Origin of the sequence: Blastococcus sp. HT6-4, assembly GCF_039679125.1 — a bacterium.
GTDB classification, from domain to species: domain Bacteria; phylum Actinomycetota; class Actinomycetes; order Mycobacteriales; family Geodermatophilaceae; genus Blastococcus; species Blastococcus montanus.
This window is the reverse complement of record NZ_CP155551.1, coordinates 2,983,024-3,003,463: the sequence shown is the minus strand read 5'-3', so window position 1 is coordinate 3,003,463 and position 20,440 is coordinate 2,983,024. Positions and strand designations below refer to the sequence as shown.

General features: G+C 75.2%; 17 protein-coding genes. 10 read left to right on the top strand and 7 right to left on the bottom strand.

All coding sequences use genetic code 11. From position 1 onward, the window contains the following. Positions 1 to 152 precede the first annotated feature (152 nt). The 5 genes from ABDB74_RS14290 to ABDB74_RS14270 all read left to right on the top strand — a co-directional run bounded on the left by ABDB74_RS14290 (position 153) and on the right by ABDB74_RS14270 (position 6,346). Entirely contained in the window at positions 153 to 1,751 is a 1,599-nt protein-coding gene (locus ABDB74_RS14290; protein WP_346619351.1) for a sugar ABC transporter ATP-binding protein, read from the top strand. Further along, positions 1,748 to 2,941, top strand: coding sequence for an ABC transporter permease (locus ABDB74_RS14285; protein ID WP_346619349.1), 1,194 nt, complete (start codon positions 1,748 to 1,750; stop codon positions 2,939 to 2,941). Before ABDB74_RS14290 ends, ABDB74_RS14285 begins: the two co-directional genes overlap by 4 nt. Positions 2,942 to 3,050: 109 nt before the next feature. Continuing rightward, positions 3,051 to 4,079: a substrate-binding domain-containing protein gene (locus tag ABDB74_RS14280; protein WP_346619348.1), complete on the top strand. Its 1,029-nt coding sequence runs from the start codon at positions 3,051 to 3,053 to the stop codon at positions 4,077 to 4,079. 64 nt (positions 4,080 to 4,143) lie between these two features. Then, positions 4,144 to 5,313, top strand: a complete 1,170-nt coding sequence (locus ABDB74_RS14275; protein WP_346619346.1) for a Gfo/Idh/MocA family oxidoreductase — start codon at positions 4,144 to 4,146, stop codon at positions 5,311 to 5,313. A 25-nt stretch (positions 5,314 to 5,338) separates the two neighbouring features. Next, entirely contained in the window at positions 5,339 to 6,346 is a 1,008-nt protein-coding gene (locus ABDB74_RS14270) for a sugar phosphate isomerase/epimerase family protein (protein WP_346619345.1), read from the top strand. A 122-nt stretch (positions 6,347 to 6,468) separates the two neighbouring features. On the opposite strand, the gene ABDB74_RS14265 is transcribed toward ABDB74_RS14270, so the two are convergent. The 3 genes from ABDB74_RS14265 to ABDB74_RS14255 all read right to left on the bottom strand — a co-directional run bounded on the left by ABDB74_RS14265 (position 6,469) and on the right by ABDB74_RS14255 (position 11,592). Continuing rightward, complete coding sequence (locus tag ABDB74_RS14265; RefSeq protein WP_346619344.1) at positions 6,469 to 8,061, bottom strand: DEAD/DEAH box helicase; 1,593 nt, start codon at positions 8,059 to 8,061, stop codon at positions 6,469 to 6,471. Positions 8,062 to 8,422: 361 nt separating this feature from the next. Beyond that, positions 8,423 to 10,048 carry a GMC family oxidoreductase N-terminal domain-containing protein gene (locus ABDB74_RS14260; RefSeq protein WP_346619343.1) on the bottom strand — a complete coding sequence of 542 codons (1,626 nt, stop codon included), beginning with the start codon at positions 10,046 to 10,048 and terminating at the stop codon, positions 8,423 to 8,425. Then, complete coding sequence (locus ABDB74_RS14255; RefSeq protein ID WP_346619342.1) at positions 10,045 to 11,592, bottom strand: aldehyde dehydrogenase family protein; 1,548 nt, start codon at positions 11,590 to 11,592, stop codon at positions 10,045 to 10,047. Before ABDB74_RS14255 ends, ABDB74_RS14260 begins: the two co-directional genes overlap by 4 nt. 93 nt (positions 11,593 to 11,685) lie before the next feature. On the opposite strand from ABDB74_RS14255, the gene ABDB74_RS14250 reads away from it, so the two are divergent. Next, on the top strand, positions 11,686 to 12,225 hold the full coding sequence (locus tag ABDB74_RS14250) for a hypothetical protein (protein ID WP_346619341.1): 540 nt from the start codon (positions 11,686 to 11,688) through the stop codon (positions 12,223 to 12,225). 9 nt (positions 12,226 to 12,234) lie between these two features. Here the strand turns inward: ABDB74_RS14250 and ABDB74_RS14245 are convergent, their stop codons facing one another. Next, positions 12,235 to 12,663: an ATP-binding protein gene (locus ABDB74_RS14245; RefSeq protein ID WP_346619340.1), complete on the bottom strand. Its 429-nt coding sequence runs from the start codon at positions 12,661 to 12,663 to the stop codon at positions 12,235 to 12,237. Positions 12,664 to 12,797: 134 nt separating this feature from the next. Between ABDB74_RS14245 and ABDB74_RS14240 the strand changes: the two genes are divergently transcribed. Continuing rightward, positions 12,798 to 15,782 (top strand): sacsin N-terminal ATP-binding-like domain-containing protein, encoded by a 2,985-nt coding sequence (locus ABDB74_RS14240; protein ID WP_346619339.1) that lies wholly within the window; start codon positions 12,798 to 12,800, stop codon positions 15,780 to 15,782. A 14-nt stretch (positions 15,783 to 15,796) separates the two neighbouring features. On the opposite strand, the gene ABDB74_RS14235 is transcribed toward ABDB74_RS14240, so the two are convergent. Further along, positions 15,797 to 16,159, bottom strand: a complete 363-nt coding sequence (locus ABDB74_RS14235; RefSeq protein ID WP_346619338.1) for a hypothetical protein — start codon at positions 16,157 to 16,159, stop codon at positions 15,797 to 15,799. 230 nt (positions 16,160 to 16,389) lie between these two features. After that, complete coding sequence (locus tag ABDB74_RS14230; protein ID WP_346619337.1) at positions 16,390 to 16,779, bottom strand: hypothetical protein; 390 nt, start codon at positions 16,777 to 16,779, stop codon at positions 16,390 to 16,392. 256 nt (positions 16,780 to 17,035) lie between these two features. On the opposite strand from ABDB74_RS14230, the gene ABDB74_RS14225 reads away from it, so the two are divergent. From ABDB74_RS14225 to ABDB74_RS14215, 3 genes are all read left to right on the top strand, one after another. Then, on the top strand, positions 17,036 to 17,383 hold the full coding sequence (locus ABDB74_RS14225; protein ID WP_346619335.1) for an STAS domain-containing protein: 348 nt from the start codon (positions 17,036 to 17,038) through the stop codon (positions 17,381 to 17,383). A gap of 92 nt (positions 17,384 to 17,475) precedes the next feature. Further along, complete coding sequence (locus tag ABDB74_RS14220; protein ID WP_346619333.1) at positions 17,476 to 18,711, top strand: acetyl-CoA C-acetyltransferase; 1,236 nt, start codon at positions 17,476 to 17,478, stop codon at positions 18,709 to 18,711. Between the two features lie 90 nt (positions 18,712 to 18,801). Beyond that, positions 18,802 to 19,569 (top strand): SDR family oxidoreductase, encoded by a 768-nt coding sequence (locus tag ABDB74_RS14215; protein WP_346619332.1) that lies wholly within the window; start codon positions 18,802 to 18,804, stop codon positions 19,567 to 19,569. Here the strand turns inward: ABDB74_RS14215 and ABDB74_RS14210 are convergent. Further along, the gene (locus ABDB74_RS14210; protein ID WP_346619331.1) at positions 19,566 to 20,432 is read right to left on the bottom strand and encodes a DUF1206 domain-containing protein; all 867 of its coding nucleotides are present in this window, start codon (positions 20,430 to 20,432) and stop codon (positions 19,566 to 19,568) included. The genes ABDB74_RS14215 and ABDB74_RS14210 overlap by 4 nt on opposite strands. Between the last annotated feature and the right edge of the window lie 8 nt (positions 20,433 to 20,440).

The following is a 20,440-nucleotide window of genomic DNA, read 5'->3' as shown; positions in this document are numbered from 1 at the left end:
TCCCCGATGTGGGGATCGCGCCGGCTCGGGCGGCTTGGTTGCGGTTCGGTAACTGCCGCGCCCTCCCTTGACCCGAGTGTGACGGCCCCCATATGTTGCTGCCTCAGCGGACTAATGGTCAACGGTGAGCGAAAGTTCCGGAGGTGGGCGCGGTGGCCGGTGCGCCGGTGGGGCAGGGCGGGGCGGGCAGTGGTGGTCCGCTGCTCGAGATGCACGGCATCGTCAAGACGTTCCCCGGCGTGCGGGCCCTGGACGGCGTCGACCTCGACGTCCGCGCGGGCGAGGTGCACTGCCTCCTCGGCCAGAACGGCGCCGGCAAGTCGACGCTGATCAAGGTCCTGGCCGGGGCGCACCAGCCCGACGCCGGCCGGATCGAGTGGCGGGGCGAGCCGGTCGCGCTGACCAACCCGCAGGCGGCGATGAAGCAGGGGATCGCCACCATCTACCAGGAGCTCGACCTGGTCGCCGGCCTCACCGTGGCCGACAACATCTTCCTCGGGCGCGAGCGCACGCGGTTCGGGCTGGCCCGCCCGGCGCCGGCGAACGAGGCCGCCGGGGAGCTGCTCACCCGCCTGGGCCACCCGGAGATCCGGCCCACCGCCGAGGTGGGCTCGCTGCCCGCGGCGGCGCAGCAGATGGTCAGCATCGCGCGCGCGCTGTCCCAGGACGCGAAGCTGATCGTCATGGACGAGCCCTCGGCCGTCCTGGACAACGAAGAGGTCCAGCACCTGTTCGAGGTCATCCGGGACCTCACCCGCGACGGTGTCGCGGTCGTCTACATCTCGCACCGGCTGGAGGAGATCCGCGAGGTCGGCGACCGGATCACCGTGCTCAAGGACGGGCGCACGGTGGCCACCGGGCTGCCGGTGCAGGACACCTCCACCCGCCAGGTGATCGAGCTGATGACCGGCCGCGACATCGAGTACGTCTTCCCCGATCGCCGCGCGATCGAGGCGGCGGAGCCGCTGCTGTCGGTGCGGGGCCTGGGACTGCGCGGGAAGTTCCGCGGCGTCTCGTTCGACGTGGCGCCGGGCGAGGTGGTCGGCCTCGCCGGCCTCGTCGGCTCCGGGCGGTCGGAGATCCTGGAGACCATCTACGGCGCGCGCCGCGCCACCAGCGGGACCGTCTCCGTGGACGGGCAGCGGCTGCGCCCGGGCAGCGTCGCCGCCGCCGTGTCCGCCGGGGTGGGGCTGGCCCCGGAGGAGCGCAAGAGCCAGGCGCTGCTCCTCGGCGACGCCGTCTACCGCAACATCAGCATCGCGAGCCTGGCCCGCTTCGCCCGCGGCGGCTTCCTCTCCGGCAGCGCCGAGAAGGACGCCGCGCGCGAGCAGGTCCAGGCCCTCGACGTCCGTCCGGCCGACGTGGACCGAGAGGTGCGGACGCTGTCGGGCGGCAACCAGCAGAAGGTCGTGCTCGCCCGCTGGCTGCTGCGCGACTGCCGGGTGCTGCTCCTCGACGAGCCGACCCGCGGCGTGGACGTCGGCGCCCGCTCGGAGATCTACGCGCTGATCCGCGAGCTGGCCGATCGCGGCGTCGCCGTCGTCGTGGTCTCCAGCGAGATCCCGGAGGTCCTCGGCCTCGCCGACCGGGTGCTGGTGATCTCCGACGGATCCGTCGTCGCCGAGCAACCGGCCGACACGCTCGACGAGCACGCCGTGCTCGACCTCGTCATGGAGGGAACGGTCGGCCCGTGTCACCGCGGCGACCGGCAGCAGCCCACCGCACAGCAGCACGAAGGGGACGTGGCATGACCGGCAGCACCGCGACTACCGGGGGAGCGGGCGCGCCCGCGCCGGCGAAGGACCGCGCGCCGGAGGGCGCGACCGGCAAGGGGCCCGGCTTCATGGCCGGACCGGCCGGGCGTCTCCTGGGCCTGGTCGTGGCCCTGGGCCTCCTCTGCATCGTCGGGGCTGTCACCGCCCCTGACCGCTTCGTCGACATCGACAACGTCCTCACGATCCTGCGGCTGGCCGCCGTCGTCGGCGTGGTCAGCATCGGCATGACGTTCGTGATCATCGGCGGCGGCATCGACCTGTCGGTGGGCGCGCTGGTCGCCCTGTCGTCGATCTGGGCGACCACGCTGGCCACCCAGCAGATGGCCGAGGACTTCCACTGGATCGTCATGGTGTTCACCGCGATCGCCGTGGGCGCCGGGGCGGGACTGATCAACGGCATCGTCATCGCCTACGGACGACTGGTGGCCTTCATCGCCACCCTCGCCATGCTCGTCTCCGCCCGCGGCCTGGCCGAGATCATCGCCAACCGCCGGACCCAGATCGTGCAGGACCGCGGCTTCCGCGAGTTCTTCGGCGGCGACGTCTTCGGCGTCCCGGGGCTGGTGATCATCTGGGCGCTGGTGTCGGTCGGCGGCTGGATCCTGCTGAACCGCACCACCTTCGGCCGGCACACCTTCGCCGTCGGCGGCAACGCCGAGGCGGCCCGCCTGGCCGGCATCCGCGTGCAGTGGCACACCCTGAAGCTGTACGTGCTCTCCGGCGTCACCTGCGGCATCGCCGCGGTGATGCTCATGGCGCGGACGACGACCGGCAGCTCGACCCACGGCACGTTGATGGAGCTCCAGGCGATCGCCGCCGTCGTCATCGGCGGCACCCTGCTCGTCGGTGGCCGGGGCACGATCGTCGGCACCGTCCTCGGCGTGCTGATCCTCATCACGCTGGGCAACGTCTTCGTGCTCAACAACCTGTCCAGCTCCGCCCAGGCCGTCGCCCAGGGCCTGATCATCGTGCTCGCCGTCCTGCTGCAGTCGCGGCTGGCCGAGGGGCGAGGTGGCGGTTTCGGCTGGCTGACCCGTTCCAGATCCGGCGAGTCGTCATCCGGCGGACCGGTCGCCGGGGGCACCCCGGCGGGCGCGGTGTCCGGCGGCTCGAGCGTGCCCGGCGCCCCTGGCGGAGACCGGCCCGGCGCCGGCCCCACCCCCTGACCAGCCCACCACCCGTCCCACCCACCTTCACCTGCCGGCGACCCGCCGGAGAAGGCACCCCGAGGAGAGAAACATGTCTGCAGCGAGGCAGCGCCCCTACCGTCGCCTGATGTCCACCGCGGTCGCACTGGCCGGCGCCGGCGTGCTCGTCGCCGGCTGCACCAGCAACGAGCCGGAGGGCTCGGGCTCGGGCGGCGGCGGTGGCGCCGGCGCCAACGCGGCCAGCTCCAACGACGAGACCGGCGAGACCGTCCGGATCGGCTTCTCGGCCCCGGCCGCCGACCACGGCTGGATGGCCGGCATCACCGAGGCCGCCCGGGCCGAGGCCGAGAACTACGAGGACATCGACCTGATCGTCGCCGAGGGCACCAACGACGTCAGCACCCAGATCAGCCAGGTCGAGACCTTCATCAACGAGGGCGTCGACGCGATCGTGCTGCTGCCCTTCGACGGCGCCGCGATGACGCCGGTCGCGCTGCAGGCGATGGAGGCCGGCATCCCGGTCATCAACGTGGACCGGGAGTTCAACAGCCCGTTCGCGGCCCGCGCCACCGTGCTGGGCGACAACTACGGCATGGGCGTCTCCGCCGGCACGTACATCTGCGAGCAGGTCGGCGACAACCCCGACGCGGTCGTCGCCGAGATCGCCGGCATCGACTCGCTGCCCCTGACCCAGGACCGCAGCCAGGGCTTCGCGGACGCGCTGTCCGACTGCGGCCTCGACGTCGACAACCGGGTCGCGGCGGACTTCACCGTCGAGGGCGGCGAGGAGGCCGCGGCCAACCTGCTGCAGGCCGCGCCCCAGATCGACGCCCTCTGGAACCACGACGACGACCAGGGTGTCGGCGTCCTGGCCGCGATCGAGAACGCCGGCCGCGACGAGTTCGTCATGGTCGGTGGCGCCGGCTCGGCGAACGCCATGCGCGAGATCCAGTCCGGTGACTCCGTGCTGCAGGCGACCGTCATCTACCCGCACACCCAGGCCGCCGACGGCATCCGCCTGGCCCGCCTGGTCGCGCAGGGCAAGTCGATGTCGGACCTGGTCTCGCCCGAGGTCCCGCGCGAGATCGTGCTCAACGCGCCGGTCGTCACGGCGGAGAACGTCGACGAGTACATCGACCGCGCGTTCGAGTCCTGATCCGACGGGGCAGCGGGGGAGCGAGCACGTTCCCCCGCTGCTCCACCCCCGCTGGGAGAAGCAGATGACCCGCACCCTCGGCGTCGGCCTGATCGGCTACGCCTTCATGGGCGCCGCGCACTCGCACGCGTGGCGCACCGCCCCCCACTTCTTCGACCTCCCGCTGCGGCCCGAACTGACCGTGCTGGCCGGACGGGACGCCGCCAAGGTCGCCGACGCCGCCGACCGGCTCGGCTGGTCGAGCACCGAGACCGACTGGCGACGGGTCGTCGAGCGCGACGACGTCGACCTGGTCGACGTCTGCACTCCCGGCAACACCCACGCCGAGATCGCGATCGCCGCGCTCGAGGCCGGCAAGCACGTGCTCTGCGAGAAGCCGCTGGCCAACACCGTGGCCGAGGCCGAGGCGATGGCCGAGGCCGCCGCGAAGGCCGCCACCCGCGGGGTGCGGTCGATGGTCGGCTTCACCTACCGGCGGGTGCCCGCCATCGGGCTGGCCCGGAAGCTCGTCGCCGACGGCCGGCTCGGGGAGATCCGGCACGTGCGCGCCCAGTACCTGCAGGACTGGATCGCCGACCCGGCCGCGCCCATGTCGTGGCGGCTGGAGAAGGAGAAGGCCGGCTCCGGCGCGCTCGGCGACATCGGCGCGCACGTCGTCGACCTGACCCAGTTCATCACCGGCCAGGCGCTCACCGGGGTCAGCGCGACGCTGGAGACGTTCGTGACCGAGCGCCCGCTGGCGACCGAGACCGGGAAGCTGGGCGGGGTCGGCGGCTCGGAGACCGGGCAGGTCACCGTGGACGACGCCGCGGTCTTCCTCGGCCGGTTCGCCGGGGGAGCGCTCGGCGTGTTCGAGGCGACCCGGTTCGCCCTCGGCCGCAAGAACGGCATCCGCATCGAGATCAACGGCTCGGCCGGCAGCCTGGCCTTCGACTTCGAGGACATGAACGTCCTGCAGTTCTTCGACGGCACCGAGCCGGCCGAGACCGCCGGCTTCCGGCGGATCATCGTCACCGAGCCCGAGCACCCCTACGTCGCCGCGTGGTGGCCGGCCGGGCACGGCCTGGGCTACGAGCACGGCTTCACCCACCAGGTCGTCGACCTGGTGACCGCGATCGGGAAGGCCCAGGACCCGGAGCCGTCGTTCGCCGACGGCCTGCAGGTCCAGCGGGTGCTCGACGCCGTCGAGCGCAGCGCCGCGGGCCGCTCCACCTGGACCGAGATCCCCTCATGACCACTCACCTGCGAGGAGACGCCTGATGCCCCGTCCCGTCACGCTGTTCACCGGCCAGTGGGCCGACCTGCCCTTCGAGGAGATGTGCCGGCTGGCCTCCGGGTGGGGCTACGACGGCCTGGAGATCGCCTGCTGGGGCGACCACCTCGACGTCGAGCGCGCCGCGAACGACGACTCCTACGTGCAGGACCGCCTGGCCCTGCTGGAGAAGCACGGCCTGAAGGTCTTCGCGATCTCCAACCACCTCAACGGCCAGGCCGTCTGCGACGACCCGATCGACGAGCGGCACCGCGGCATGGTGCACCCGCGCGTCTGGGGCGACGGCGACCCCGAGGGCGTGCGGCAGCGGGCCGCGGAGGAGATGAAGCTGACCGCCCGCGCGGCGGCCAAGCTCGGCGTCGACGTCGTCGTCGGGTTCACCGGGTCCAAGATCTGGAAGACGGTGGCGATGTTCCCGCCGGTGCCCGAGTCGATGATCGAGGACGGGTACCGCGACTTCGCCGACCGGTGGAACCCGATCCTGGACGTCTTCGACGAGGTGGGTGTGCGGTTCGCGCACGAGGTGCACCCGTCGGAGATCGCCTACGACTACTGGACGACGGTGCGCGCCCTGGAGGCGATCGGGCACCGCGAGGCGTTCGGGCTGAACTGGGACCCGTCGCACTTCGTGTGGCAGGACCTGGACCCGGTCGGCTTCCTCTGGGACTTCAAGGACCGGATCTACCACGTCGACTGCAAGGACGCGAAGAAGCAGGTGGGCAACGGCCGCAACGGCCGGATGGGCTCGCACCTGCCGTGGGCCGATCCGCGGCGCGGCTGGGACTTCGTCTCCACCGGCCACGGCGACGTCCCGTGGGAGGCCTGCTTCCGGATGCTCAACACCATCGGCTACGACGGGCCGATCTCGGTGGAGTGGGAGGACGCCGGGATGGACCGGCTCCTCGGCGCGCCCGATGCGCTGGCCTTCGTCCGCCGGCTGGCCTTCGACCCGCCGGCCGGCGCGTTCGACTCGGCCTTCGCCAGCGGCAACTGACCGATCCCCGGCCCCGACGCCGGGATCAGGTCACCTGATCGTCGAGCGTCCTCCCTCACGGTGTGCGGTGAGGAGGACGCTCGACGGTGCGGGAGGAAGCCTCCCGGTGCGGGTGGTACTGGTCAGCGGCCGCCGCGGCGCGACCGGGCGCTGAACGAGGCCGCCGACGACGAGCCCGCGCGGGCCGCCAGCTCGGCCCGGGTGCGCGCCGGGCCGGACGGACGCCCGGAGCCGGAAGCCCCGCGGGACCCGCCCGAGGACGCGGCCTTGGGGGAGCCCGCGCCCGCCGACCCGCGACCGGAGCCTCCGCGACGACGACCGCCGCCCTGCCCCTGCGGCTGCGGCTCGGGGGCCGGCGCCGGCTCGACGAACGGCGCCGCCGGACCGGCGAGCTCCGCGATCTCGGCGGAGCCGGGGCGGACCTGGCTGACCGTCGGGCTGATGCCGGCCTGGCGGGTGAGCGTGCGCACCTCGCCGACCATGTCCGGCGTGGTGATGGTGACGACGATGCCGCCGGCGCCGGCGCGCGCGGTGCGGCCGGAGCGGTGCAGGTAGGCCTTGTGCTCGGTCGGCGGGTCGACGTGCACGACCAGCGCGACGTCGTCGACGTGGATGCCACGCGCGGCGATGTCGGTGGCGCACAGCACCCGGGTGGAGCCGTTGCTGAACGCCTCGAGGTTGCGCTCGCGGGCGTTCTGGCTCAGGTTGCCGTGCAGGTCCACCGCGGGGATGCCCTGGGCGGTGAGCTGCTTGGCGAGCTTCTTGGCCTGGTGCTTGGTGCGGGTGAACAGCACGCTGCGGCCCAGGCCGGAGGCCAGCTGCCGCACGACCTCGCCCTTGTCCGCGGTCTGCACGTGGAAGACGTGGTGGGTCATGGTGCTGACCGGCGCCACCGCGGGGTCGACCGAGTGCGTGGTCGGGTTGCTAAGGTACCGCTTGACCAGCACGTCGACGCCGTTGTCCAGGGTGGCGGAGAAGAGCATCCGCTGACCGACCTTCGGCGTCCGGTCCATGATCCGCTTCACGCCGGGCAGGAAGCCCAGGTCGGCCATGTGGTCGGCCTCGTCGAGGATCGTCACCTCGATCGAGCCGAGGTCGCAGTGACCCTGCTGGATCAGGTCCTCGAGCCGGCCGGGGCAGGCGATGACGATGTCGACGCCCTTGGCCAGCGCCTGCACCTGCGGGTTCTGGCCGACCCCGCCGAAGATCGTGGTGGCGGACATGCCCAGCGCGCGGGCCAGCGGGTCGACGACGGCGAAGACCTGGTTGGCCAGCTCGCGGGTCGGGACCAGCACGAGCGCACGGGGACGGCGGGGCTGGCGGCGGGTGTCGGAGGCGGCGAGCCGGGCGACGAGCGGGATGCTGAAGGCCAGCGTCTTGCCCGAGCCGGTACGCCCGCGGCCGAGCACGTCACGGCCGGCGAGGCTGTCGGGCAGAGTCGCGACCTGGATGGGGAACGGCGCGGTGATGCCGCTGGTCTCCAGCACCTCGACCATCGGTGCGGGGACGCCGAGGGCGGCGAAGGTCGTGTCGGTGGGGAGCACGGTGGCGTCCGCGCCGACCGGGACGACGACCGGGGCCGGCACCGCGGGCGCCGGACGGCTCTGGTTCTGCTGCTCGCCGGCCGGGCGGGTGCCGCGGCCGCGGCCACCACGACGACGGCGGGGGCCCGGGGGGGTGGGGGAGCTACCGGAGGGGGCGGGGGTGTTCTGCATGGAGGTCAATGGAGTCCTTCGACGCTCGAGTGGCCGCACGACCACCTCGGCGAGCGCGAGCGCCGGCGAGTCTGCACGGGGGCAGGGCGGGCTCGCATCGTCGGCGAGACGTCGGTCAGCCGGGCGCACCAAGGTGGCGCAGCCTCAGCCCGACGTCGATTCCTGCCGCTCCGGATGAGCGAGGGCGGCGCCGGTACACACCACTCAACCAGAGATGGCCGCCGCGTGGTCCCACCGGGAGGGAGTGTCAGGTCACATCGGGTGAACGGGAGATCGCCGCGCACCCCAGGCATAGGAGGCTCTACCTACGGTTCGGGGCCTCGATCCGTAGGCAAAGCCTCCTATGCCTGTGAGGTGAGCGTCAGCCGGCGGCGGTGAGCTGGGCCGCGGGGGAGCGGCCGAGGATCAGGTCGGCGGCCCGCTCGGCGATCATGATCGTCGGCGCGTTGGTGTTGCCGCGCACCAGCGTCGGCATCACCGAGGCGTCGACCACCCGCAGGCCCTCGATGCCGCGCACCCGCAGCTGCGGGTCGACGACGGCGTGCTCGTCGGTGCCCATCCGGCACGAGGACACCGGGTGGTAGAGCGACTCGAGGGTGTCCCGGACCGACCGGCGCAGGGCATCCCGGCCGTGCACGGTCCCGCCCGGAGACCACTCCTCGGCCAGCACGTCCGCCAGCGGCGCGGCCCCGGCGATCTCGCGGGCCTGCTGCACCCCGGACACCAGCGCCTCGAGGTCGCGGTCGTCGGTGAGGTAGCCGGCGTCGATCGCCGGCGCCCAGGCCGGATCGGCCGACCGCAGCCGGACCGTGCCGCGCGAGTGCACGTCCACCAGCACGACGGCGGCGGTGAACGCGTCGACGTCGGGGTCGACCTCCGCCTGCTTCCAGAACTTCACCGGCAGGAAGTGCAGTTGCAGGTCCGGCTCGGCGAGCTCCGGGCTCGACCGGGTGAACAGCCCCGCCTCGGCCATGGAGGAGGTGAGGGGGCCGCGGCGGGCGCCGAACCAGCGCGCGTAGCCCGACGGGGACTCCCCGCGCAGCAGCGACTTCCCCGAGCGGACGTTCCAGACCACCGGCACCAGCGGGTGGTCCTGCAGGCCGCCGCCCACCCCGGGCAGGTCGTGGACGACGTCGACGCCCACCTCGCGCAGGTGGTCGGCCGGCCCGATGCCCGAGAGCATCAGCAGTTGCGGGGAGTTGACCGCGCCGCCGGAGAGCACCACCTCGCGGGTCGCGCGGACGGTGTGCAGCGTCCCGGCGCAGCGGAACTCCACGCCGGTGGCCCGGCCGCCCTCGACGAGCACCCGGGTGGTCAGGGCGCCGGTGCGCACGGTCAGGTTGGGCCGCCGCATCGCCGGGTGCAGGTAGGCGTCGGCCGACGACCAGCGGCGGCCCCGCTTCTGCGTCACCTGGTACGGCCCGACGCCTTCCTGCGCGGCGCCGTTGAAGTCGTCGTTGCGCGGGTGGCCGGTGGCGACCGCCGCCTCGACGACCGCCGTCGTCCACGGGTGCGCGGAGCGCAGGTCCTCGACCCGCAGCGGACCGCCCACGCCGTGCCACTCGTCGGCGCCGCGGGAGTTGTCCTCCATTCGCTTGAACAGCGGGAGGACCTGGTCGTAGGACCAGGACGGGTCGCCGGTCAGCCCGGCCCACTCGTCGTAGTCGGCGCGCGCACCGCGGATGTAGATCATCGCGTTGATCGACGACGAGCCGCCGAGCAGCTTCCCGCGCGGCCAGAACAGCTTCCGTCCGCCGAGCCCGGGCTGCTCCTCGGTCGTGTAGTTCCAGTCGCGCCGGGTGCGCCAGACCTTGTACATCCCGGCCGGCACCTGGACCTCGAGCAGCTTGTCCGAGCCGCCGGCCTCCAGCAGCAGCACGCGCAGCGACGGGTCCTCGCTCAGCCGGCCGGCCAGCGCGCAGCCGGCCGACCCCGCGCCGACGACGACGACGTCGTGCTCCTCCTGTACCTCGGGGCGCCCGCTCACCGGTGTCGGCCGTGGACCATGCCCATGACGCGGGCGAGCGCGTCGGCGGCGCCGGCCGGCCGGCCGAAGCTCATCAGGTTGACCGGCAGCGGCACGCGCTGGCGGGTGATGGCCTTGGAGCGGGTGAACTCCTTGAGCCCGTCCTCGCCGTGGATGCGGCCGAAGCCGCTGTCCCCGACGCCGCCGAAGGGCAGGGCCGGCACCGACGCGAAGGTGAGCACCGAGTTCACCGACGTCATGCCGCTGCGCATCCGTCGCGCGAGGTCCATGGCGCGGTCCCTGGACTTCGAGAACACCGCCCCGGCCAGGCCGTACGTGGTGTCGTTGGCCCGCTCGAGCGCCTCCTCGGCGTCGCGCACCTTCGTGATGGTGAGCGTCGGGCCGAACGTCTCCTCCCGCACCGCCGCAGAGGACTCGGGGACGTCGAGCAGCACGGTCGGTGCCACGTAGCGCTCGCCGGGGGACGTGTCCGGGCCGCCGGTGACCACGCGGGCGCCCGCGCCCGCGGCGTCGGACACGTGCCGCCGGACGACGTCGATCTGCGACGGCATGGTCATCGGGCCGTAGGTGGCCGCGTCGTCGGAGCCGGGGCGCAGCCGCTGCACCTGCGCGGTGACCTCGGCGACGAACCGGTCGTACACCGGCGCGGTCGCGTACACCCGCTCGATCCCGATGCACGTCTGGCCGCCGTTGCTCATCGCGCCCCAGACGGCGGCGTCGGCGGCGGCGACCACGTCGGCGTCGTCGTCGACGATCATCGCGTCCTTGCCGCCGAGCTCCATGAGCACGGGGGTGAGGGTCTCGGCGCACGCGGCCATCACCTTCCTGCCGGTGGCGGCCGATCCGGTGAAGGCGAGCTTGTCCACGGGCACGCGGCACAGCGCGGCGCCGGTCTCGCCGAAGCCGGTGACCACCTGGAAGGCGTCCGCGGCGTCGGGGACGGCGGCCCGCCAGGCGGCGGCCAGCCACGCCCCGACCGCAGGGGTGAACTCCGAGGGCTTGAAGACGACGGCGTTGCCCGCGGCCAGCGCGTAGGCGATCGAGCCCATCGGCGTGAACACCGGGTAGTTCCACGGCCCGATGACGCCGACGACGCCCATGGGCTGGTACTCGAGGTAGGCGGCGTGGTTGGCCGCGAGCATGCCGGCGGCGACGCGGCGGGGGCCGAGGGTCTTGCGCGCGTGCCCGGCCGCCCACGCCAGGTGGTCGACGGCGAGGGTGATCTCGAGGATCGCGTCGGCGTGCGGCTTGCCGTTCTCCCGGTGCACGAGGTCGGCCAGCTCGTGCATGCGGCGGGCGAGGTAGCCCCGGTAGGCCGCGAGCCGCTGCTTGCGACCGTCGAAGCCCAGGGCGGCCCACTGCCCGGCGGCGGCGCGCGCCCGCGCGACGGTCTCGCCGACGGCGGTCGCGTCGTGCACGGGGAACACGCCGACGACCGCGCCGGTGGCCGGGGCCGTCGACTCGAAGGTCTCCGTGGTGGCGTGCCGGTCGACCGTGCCGGCGGTGACCCCGGTGGCGCTGTCCACCTCTTCGCTGAGCGACATGTGACGGAGGTTACCCACTGGTAACCCCCCCGGGCCAGGCGCGGTCGGGGCTGATCCGAGACGGTCCGGTCCGGCGTCTGCCATGCTGCCGCGGTGCGACGGCGGCTCGGGGGTGCGGCGCTGGCGGCCGTGGTGCTCACCGGCTGCTCGCAGTCGGTGCAGGAGGACGCCCACGACCGTCTCCAGGAGCGCCTCGTCTCGCGCCACGAGCACTACCTGCACACCCGTTCCCTCGATCCGTACAGCACCGGCCGGGATGCCCTGGACCGCCTCGACCCGTACGGCTACGCGGTCGAGTCGACGGCCGAGGGCGGCCGGATCGTGCTCGTCGAGGCGATCGGGGTGTCGGTCCACCGCACCAGCGGGTTCATCCCCGAGTACGAGGACGCCTCCGTGGGCGCCTGCGTGCGGGTCACCGTCGAGACCGGCGAGGGCGGCGGCGACCGCGGCAGCGTGACCAGCGAACCCGTGCAGTGCCCCGCCGGCACCGACTTCGGGTCGGCCATGTGGTCCGACGGCCACGTGGACGAGGTCACGACCGACCTGGACGGCCGCTCCGACGACGTCGAGGAACCGCCGTACGACCCGCCGGTCTGCATCTCCGGTGAGCTCTGCACCGAGGGCGGGGGCTGACCCGCCGGGTCAGGCGCCGCCCACCACGGCCCAGGCGGTCTTCGCGCCCGGCTCGGCGTACCAGCCGTGCGCCACGGAGAGGTCGGCCACGAGGTAGAGCCCGAAGCCGCCGTGGCTCGGATCCCGGCCCTGCGCCGGCACGGGTGGCACGTCGGGCGCCGAGTCGCGGACGGCGAACACCCACGCGTCGCCGTCGCGGCCGAGGACCGTTTCGACGGGCGCACCGCCGTGGCGCAGCGCGTTGGAGGTGAGCTCGTCGGCGATGAGCACCAGCCGCTCGGACCAGTGGTCGCGCTCGGGCTGCGCGACGGTCGGGCTGCCGGTCATGGAGGCGCGCAGCCGGGCGCGCAGGGCGGCGAGCTCGGCCAGCGAGGTCAGCTCCTGGCGCCACACCCGGGTGTAGCTGGAGGGCGGGCGCGCGGACTGCCAGAGCGCCACCACCGCTACCGCCTCTCGTCGCCGGCTGGAGGCCGGCCCGTTCCTGGCGGCACCCTGCCCGTTCCGTGCGGGGCCGAATCCTCGCCCTCACCCGGAAGGGGCGTCGCCCCGCCGGCGCCCTAGGGTCCGGGCGCATGGCCGACCGCACCGCCGGAGGGGATCCCTTCGCCACCGCCGCGCTGCGGCGCCGGGTGCTCGAGGCCTGGACCGCCTCCCCGGCCCGGTTCCGGGAGGACGCCAACGCCGAGGAGGACCTGGTCCGCGGGGGCTACCGCGACCGGGTGCTGGTGGAGCTCGCGCAGAACGCCGCCGACGCCGCCACCCGCGCCGGCGTGCCCGGCCGGCTGCGGCTGGAGCTGGCCGGGGACACGCTGCGCGCGGCCAACACCGGTGCGCCGCTCGACGCCGCGGGGGTGGTCGGGCTGGCCACGCTGCGGGCGTCGGCCAAGCGGGACGAGGCCGGTTCGGTCGGCCGGTTCGGGGTCGGCTTCGCCGCCGTCCTCGCCGTGTCCGACGACCCGGCGGTGCTCTCCCGCACCGGGGGCGTGCGGTTCGGTGCGACCGCCACCCGGACGGAGGTGGCCGCGGTGGCCGCCCTCGCCGACGAGCTCGCCCGCCGGGACGGCGCCGTGCCGGTGCTGCGGCTGCCGTGGCCGGCCGACGGTGCCCCGCCCGCGGGATTCGACACCGAGGTGGTGCTGCCGCTGCGTCCGGGCGCCCGGGAGTCGGTCGCGTCGGCGCTGCGGGTGCTGTCGGCCGAGCTGCTGCTGGCGCTGCCGGGACTCGCGTCCGTCGAGGTGGTCGTCGACGGGCAGCGGCGTGCGCTGGGACGCGAGGGCGCGCCGCCGGAGGTGTCGCTGGCCGAGGACGGCGCCGTCACCCGGTGGGCGGTGGCGCAGCGGGCCGGGGAGCTGGCCACCGAGCTGCTGGCGGACCGCCCCGTGGAGGAGCGCGACCGCCGGGCGTGGAGGCTCACCTGGGCGGTGTCGCTGGACGAGGCCGGCCGCCCCGTGCCGCTGACCGGCCGCCAGGTCGTGCACGCACCGACGCCGAGCGACGAGCCGCTCTCGGTCCCGGTGCGGCTCGTCGCACCGTTCCCGCTCGGCCCCGACCGCCGGCACGTGCTGCCCGGGCCGGTCACCGACCTCCTGGTGGCCGCCGCCGCCGGCGCCCTCGCCGACCTCGTCGGGCAGCTGCCGGCCGATCCGGCGCTGCTGGGCCTGGTGCCCCGGGTCGGCCTGGCCGGCGCCGAGCTGGACGCCGCGCTCTCGGCCGCGGCGCTGGACCGGCTGCGGGAGGCCGCCTGGCTGCCCGTCGCCGGGGAGCCCGGGGCCGTGCAGCCGCCTGCGCGCGCGGTGGCGCTCGAGGACGCCACCGAGGAGCGGGTGGCGGCGCTGACCGGGGTGCTGCCGGGGCTGCTGCCGGCGGAGTGGTCCCGGCGCGGGGACGTCGCGGCGCTGACCGCCCTCGGTGTCCGGCGGGCCGGGCTGGGGGAGGCCGTGGAGGCGGTGCGCGGTGTGGCCCGCCCGGCCGGCTGGTGGGCGCGGCTCTACGCCGCCTTCGCCGACGCCGACCGGGAGGAGCTGGCCGCGCTGCCGGTGCCGCTCGCCGACGGCCGGACGGCGCACGGTCCGGCCGGGGTGCTGCTGCCCGAGCCCGGACTGCCGGTGGGCCGGCTGGGTGCGCTGCCGCTGCGGCTGGCCGATCCGGCGGCGGTGGAGCCGCCTGCGGCGCGCCGGCTGCTGGAGCGGCTCGGGGCGCGGCCGGCGACCGCGGCGGCGGTCCTGGCCGACCCGGCGGTGCGGGCCGCGGTCGAGGAGTCCCTGGACGCGGCCGAGGACGGCTTCGCCGGCGCACCGGACCCCCGCGACCTGGCCGACGCCGTGCTCGCGCTGGCGGCGTCCGCGCCGGACACCGCCGGGGAGCTGCCGTGGCTGGCCGAGCTCGCCCTCCCCGACGCCGACGGCGGATTCGCGCCGGCGGGGGAGCTGGTGCTGCCGGGGTCGCCGCTGGCCGCGGTGCTGGAGGACGGGGCCCTGGGCACGCTCGACCCGGAGTTCGCCGCCCACGCCGACGCCGACGCGCTGCGCGCCGTCGGGGTGCTCGACGGGTTCGCGCTGGTGCGGGCCGAGGACCCGGACGACCTCGACGTCGACGGCGCCGAGGAGTGGGCCGACGCCGTCCTGGACCGGCTGCCACCCGGACCGCCGTCGCGGTGGCCGCCGCTGGTCGCCGTCCGTGACCTCGACCTGGTCGCCGACTGGCCGGGAGCGCTGCGCCTGCTGGCCCTCGCGCCGGCGGAGGCGTGGGCCGACGTCGTCGTCGACGGGGTCCGGGTACCGGGGCACCTGCGCTGGTGGCTGCTGACCCACCCGGTGCTGGGGGGCCGCCGGCCCGGCCGGCTGGCGCACCCGGGCAGCACCGAGCTGGCCGGGCTCTACGACCCCGCCGACGTGGGGGAGCCGCTGCTGGGCCTGCTGCGCCCGCCGGCCACGATCGACGACGTCCTCGCCGACCCCGATGCCGCCCTCGACCTCCTCGACCGGCTGGGCGACCCGGCCCGGACGGTGCGGCCGGACGTGCTGTCCCGCGTCCACGCCCGGCTGGCCGTCGCCCTGGACGGGGTGGACGCCGACCCGCCGGCGCGGGTGCGGGTGGCGCCGGACCGGGTGGTGGACCGGGCGGTGGTCCTGGACGCCCCGCACCTGCTCCCGCTGCTGGACCTGCCGGTCGTGCCGGCCGGTGGCGCACCGGGGCCGGTGGCCGATCTGCTGGACCTCCCGCTGGCCGGCGAGCTGGTGCGGGGGGAGGTCACCAGCTCGCCCGCCCGCCGGGTGCGCTGGGCCGAGCTGCCCGGCGCGCGGCTGGCCGCCGCCCGGCTGGGCCGTGCGGCGCTGACCGGCGAGGTGGCGGTGCACGACGCGCTGACCGTCGCCGGCCGGCGGGTGGCGTGGTGGCCGGCGGACGACGTCGACCACGTCGACGGCACACCGGCCGCGCTCGGCCGCGCCCTGGCGTGGCGGGCGCAGCGGTGGTCGATGCGCCAGGCGCTCGCGGAGGCGTTCGCCGACCCCGACCGCGTCGACGACCTGGCGGCGGAGGACGCGGTCGGGGACTGACCGGGCCGGGGCGGTCACGAACCCCAGCGGGGTGCGGCCATGGCCCCCGGCGCGTGCCCGTGCGGCGAGGTGCGGCCGCCGGCCCGGCCGCCCGCCGGGCCGGGGGCCGGCACGGGGGCCGTCGCCGCCCAGCAGTGGTACAGCGATCCCCACTGCGCCGCGGTGAGGGCACCGGCCCGGGTGGTGGGGGGCAGGGCCTCCTGGCGCAGCCAGCGGACCCCGGCCGGGCCGGGCAGCTGGGCGCGCAGGACCGCACCGAGCGGCGCCGACGGACGGGCCAGGACGGCGGCGGCCAGCCGGTCGAACGCGGCGCGCTCGGGGTCGGGCAGGGCGGTGCGCGCCTCGGTGGCAGGAGCGGGCAGGGCAGGACGTGACACGAGGTACCTCCACGGGAGGTCGGCACGGAGCGTCCGGGGGGTGCGCGCGGCACCGGATCGGCCGGACGGAGGGGGAGCGGCGCCCGGGTCGGGCGCGGACGGCGGGCGGCAGCACGGGCCGCGCCGCGGCGGTTCAGCTCGAGGGGGAGCGGGGGCTCAGAGGGAGCGCAGCCGCACGAAGTTCCGCATGCCGGTCACCGTAGGGACGCCGCCCCGAGGCGTCGAGCGGTTTACCGGCCGGCGTCCGGCGCGCCGGCCGTCCCCGACGCGGTGCTGCCCGAGGTGCTGCCCGGCGAGCCGGTGGCGCGTGCCTGCGCGGCCTTGCGCGCCTGGTGGGCCTCCCACCGCGCGCGGTCCCGGGCGCGCGCGCCGGCGTTGCGGTCCCACTTCCGGGCGCGCCGGCGGGCGCGGGCGAGCTCGCGCTCCTCGAAGGTCGCGTGCGACTCCCAGTTCCAGCCCGCCACCACCATGGCCACGGCGGTGAGGACGACGGCGGCGACGCCGGTCGCGGCCACCCAGTCGAGCACCGCGAAGGCCCCCACGGTGACGGCCACCCCCGCCAGGACCACCACGAGCAGCAGCGGGGACAGGCGGCGGGACGACGGGCGCGACTCGGTCACCCGCCCAGTATCCGTGGCCCCGGGACATCGCCGGGGAGAGCTCGTTCACAGCCCGACCGGTCCGCCCCTGGCTCGCCCGTGACCAGCGGTCCCTTGCATTCGGGCGCGCCGGTGCCTACCGTCGGACGTGCGGTTCAACAGCAGCCGCCATCCCAGTGATGGTCGTCGCGTCGCACGCGGCTCAGGCTCACTGGTCCGGTACCCGCCCGAGAGGCACCCCGTGACCGCATCCTCCCTCGACCGCTCCGGCGCTTCCGTGGAACCCTCTTCCGACTCGTTGGTCACGCTGCAGGTCCTCGGTCCGCCGGCCGGGCCGCGGCTCGCCGCGACCGGCGAGATCGACTCCACCTCCGCGCCGCAGGTGCGCGCCGCGCTCGAGGGGCTGCTCGAGGCCGGGCCGCGGGAGATCGTCGTCGACCTGACCGCCGTGACGTTCCTGGACTCGGCCGGGCTCTGCGCCCTGGCCGCCGTCCACCGCCGCGCGGCGGCGGCCGACGTGAAGCTGCGCGTCCTGGCCGCCACCCGCGCGGTCATCCGGCCCCTGGAGATCACCGGGCTGTGGCACATGCTCGGCGCCGAGCGGGTCGAGACCGCCGCCTCCTGACCCGTGCCGCGCACCGCCGGACGGGGCCGGGGGCGCGCGACGAGCGCCCGCCGGGCAGACTCGGGGCGTCGAGCCGGCCCGACGCGCGCCGGATGCGGACCAACGAGGAGGACCACGTGCGGGATGCGGTCATCTGCGAGCCCCTGCGGACGCCGGTCGGCGGATTCGGGGGCTCGCTGCGCGACGTCCCCGTCCAGGAGCTCGCGGCCACGGTGATCCGGGCGCTGATGGAGCGCACCGGCCTGCCGCCGGAGTCGGTGGACGACGTGCTGCTCGGCCACTGCTACCCGACGATGGACGCCCCGGCCCTCGGCCGGGTCGCCGCCCTCGACGCCGGCCTGCCGGTCACCGCCTCCGGTCTGCAGGTCGACCGGCGGTGCGGCTCCGGCCTGCAGGCGGTCATCTACGCGGCGATGCAGGTGCAGTCCGGCGCCTCCGACGTCGTCCTGGCCGGTGGCGCCGAGTCGATGAGCAACGCGCCCTTCTACTCGACCGCCATGCGCTGGGGCGTCAAGCCCGGGCCCGGCGTGCTGCTGGAGGACGGGCTGGCCCGCGGCCGGGTCACCGCCGGCGGCCAGAACCACCCGGTGCCCGGCGGGATGCTGGAGACCGCGGAGAACGTCCGGCGGGAGTACGGGATCGGCCGCGAGGAGCAGGACGAGTACGCCGTCCGCAGCCACCAGCGCGCCGCCGCCGCCACCGACGCGGGCAGGTTCGCCGACGAGATCGTCCCGGTGACGGTGAAGCACCGGAAGGGCGAGACCGTCGTCGACCGCGACGAGCACATCCGCCCCGACTCCTCGGTCGAGACCCTCGCCAAGCTGCGCCCCATCCTGGGCAAGAACGACCCCGACGCGACGGTCACCGCCGGCAACGCCTCCGGCCAGAACGACGGCGCCGCCGTCGCGATCGTCACCCACCCGGAGAAGGCCGCCGAGCTGGGACTGCGCCCGCTGGCCCGGCTGGTGTCCTTCGGCGTGGGCGGCGTGCCGCCGAAGACGATGGGGATCGGCCCGGTGCCCGCGACGGCGAAGGCGCTGGCGCTGGCCGGCGTGGAGCTCGCCGACGTCGACCTCATCGAGCTCAACGAGGCCTTCGCCAGCCAGGTGCTCGCCGTCGCCAAGGAGTGGGGCTTCACCGACTCCGACTGGGAGCGCACCAACGTCAACGGCTCGGGCATCTCGCTGGGCCACCCGGTGGGCGCGACCGGTGGCCGCATCCTCGCCACGCTGCTGCGCGAGATGGACCGCCGCGGTGCCCGCTACGGGCTGGAGACGATGTGCATCGGCGGCGGCCAGGGCCTCGCCGCGCTGTTCGAGCGGGTCTGACGGAGGACCCCGTCCCGCGTCCCGCGCGCACGCTCGCGATGATCGTCCGGTCGGGGCCGGAGCCGTCCCCACCACTCAGAGGAGTTCTGCATGTCCGAGCCCACTGGTAACCCCCGCGTCGCGATCGTCACGGGTGCCGCCCGCGGCATCGGTGCCGCCACCGCGCAGCGGCTGGCCGCCGACGGCTTCGCCGTCGCGGTGATCGACCTGAAGGAGGACGACGCCCGCGGCACCGTCGAGGCGATCGAGGCCGCCGGCGGCCGGGCGCTGGCCGTCGGGGCCGACGTCGGCGACGCCGAGCAGGTGCAGACGGCGGTCGACCGGATCGCCGCGGAGCTGGGCCCCCCGGTGGTGCTGGTGAACAACGCCGGCGTCACCCGCGACAACATGCTGTTCAAGATGAGCGACGCCGACTGGGACATCGTCATGCACGTGCACCTGCGCGGCTCGTTCCTCATGACCCGCGCCGCCCAGAAGCACATGATCGACGCCAAGTGGGGCCGGATCGTCAACCTGTCGAGCACCTCCGCGCTGGGCAACCGCGGCCAGGCGAACTACGCCACCGCGAAGGCCGGTCTGCAGGGCTTCACCAAGACCGTCGCCGTCGAGCTGGGCAAGTTCGGCGTCACCGCCAACGCCATCGCGCCGGGGTTCATCGTCACCGACATGACCAAGGCGACGGCGGCGCGGATCGGCGAGGAGTGGGAGCCGTACGTGGCGAAGCGTGCGGCGGCGATCCCGGTGGCGCGCGCCGGGGTGCCGGAGGACATCGCGCACACGGTCTCCTTCTTCTGCAGCGAGGGTGCGGGCTTCGTCTCCGGCCAGGTCGTCTACGTCGCCGGCGGTCCCCGGAACTAGCTCGACGGGTCGCGGTCCGGGTACCGCGCGCGGGCGAGGGCGTAGACCCCGAACGCGCCGAACCCGGCCGCGGTCCCGGCGAGCAGCCACGGCCCGGCCGCCACCCCGGCGATCGCCCGCATCGCGCCGTCCAGACCGGTGGCGGTGGCGACGTCCGCGGAGGTGGCGGCCCGCCCCAGCAGGACGCCGACCAGCCCGAACGCGATGCCCTTCGCCAGGTAGCCGACCCGTCCCAGCCCCTCGATGACCGGCTCCCACCTGTCCGGGGCCGCGGGCAGGTCGATGTCCCGCATGAACCCGCCGGTGCAGCCGCGCACGAACGTGTAGATCCCGACCGCCATCACCCCCGCCGCGGCCGCCCCCACGAAGGCCGCTCCACCGGGGATCAGCAGCGTCTCCTCGGTGAGCTCGCGCAGCCGCTCGTCGGCCTGGTACTCCAGGCCGACGGCGAACAGCAGCGCCGTGATGCCCAGGAAGCCGTACACCGCGCCCTTGGCCAGGCACTTGGCGCAGACGACGGCGGTGCGGATCCGGTGCTCGCCGTCGAGCAGGCCGTGCCACCAGAGCAGCACCTCGGCGGCCTGCCAGACGGCCAGCGACAGCATGCCCAGCCCGATCGCCCACAGCAGCACCCGGCCGCCTGGCCCGGCCCCGACGGTGAGGAGCGCGCCGGTCTGGTCGGCGTCCGCGCCGCGCAGCCCGAGGGCGATGCGCCCGGCGAGGACGGCGATGAGCAGGTGCATCGCCCCGTAGGCGACCAGGCCGGCGCGCGCCAGGTGGGTGAGGACCGGGTGGTCGGTGACCCGGCGGATCCGGTCGACGAGGTCGTGGACCCGGCCGGTCAGGGAGCGGGCGGGCGGCACCGGCGGCG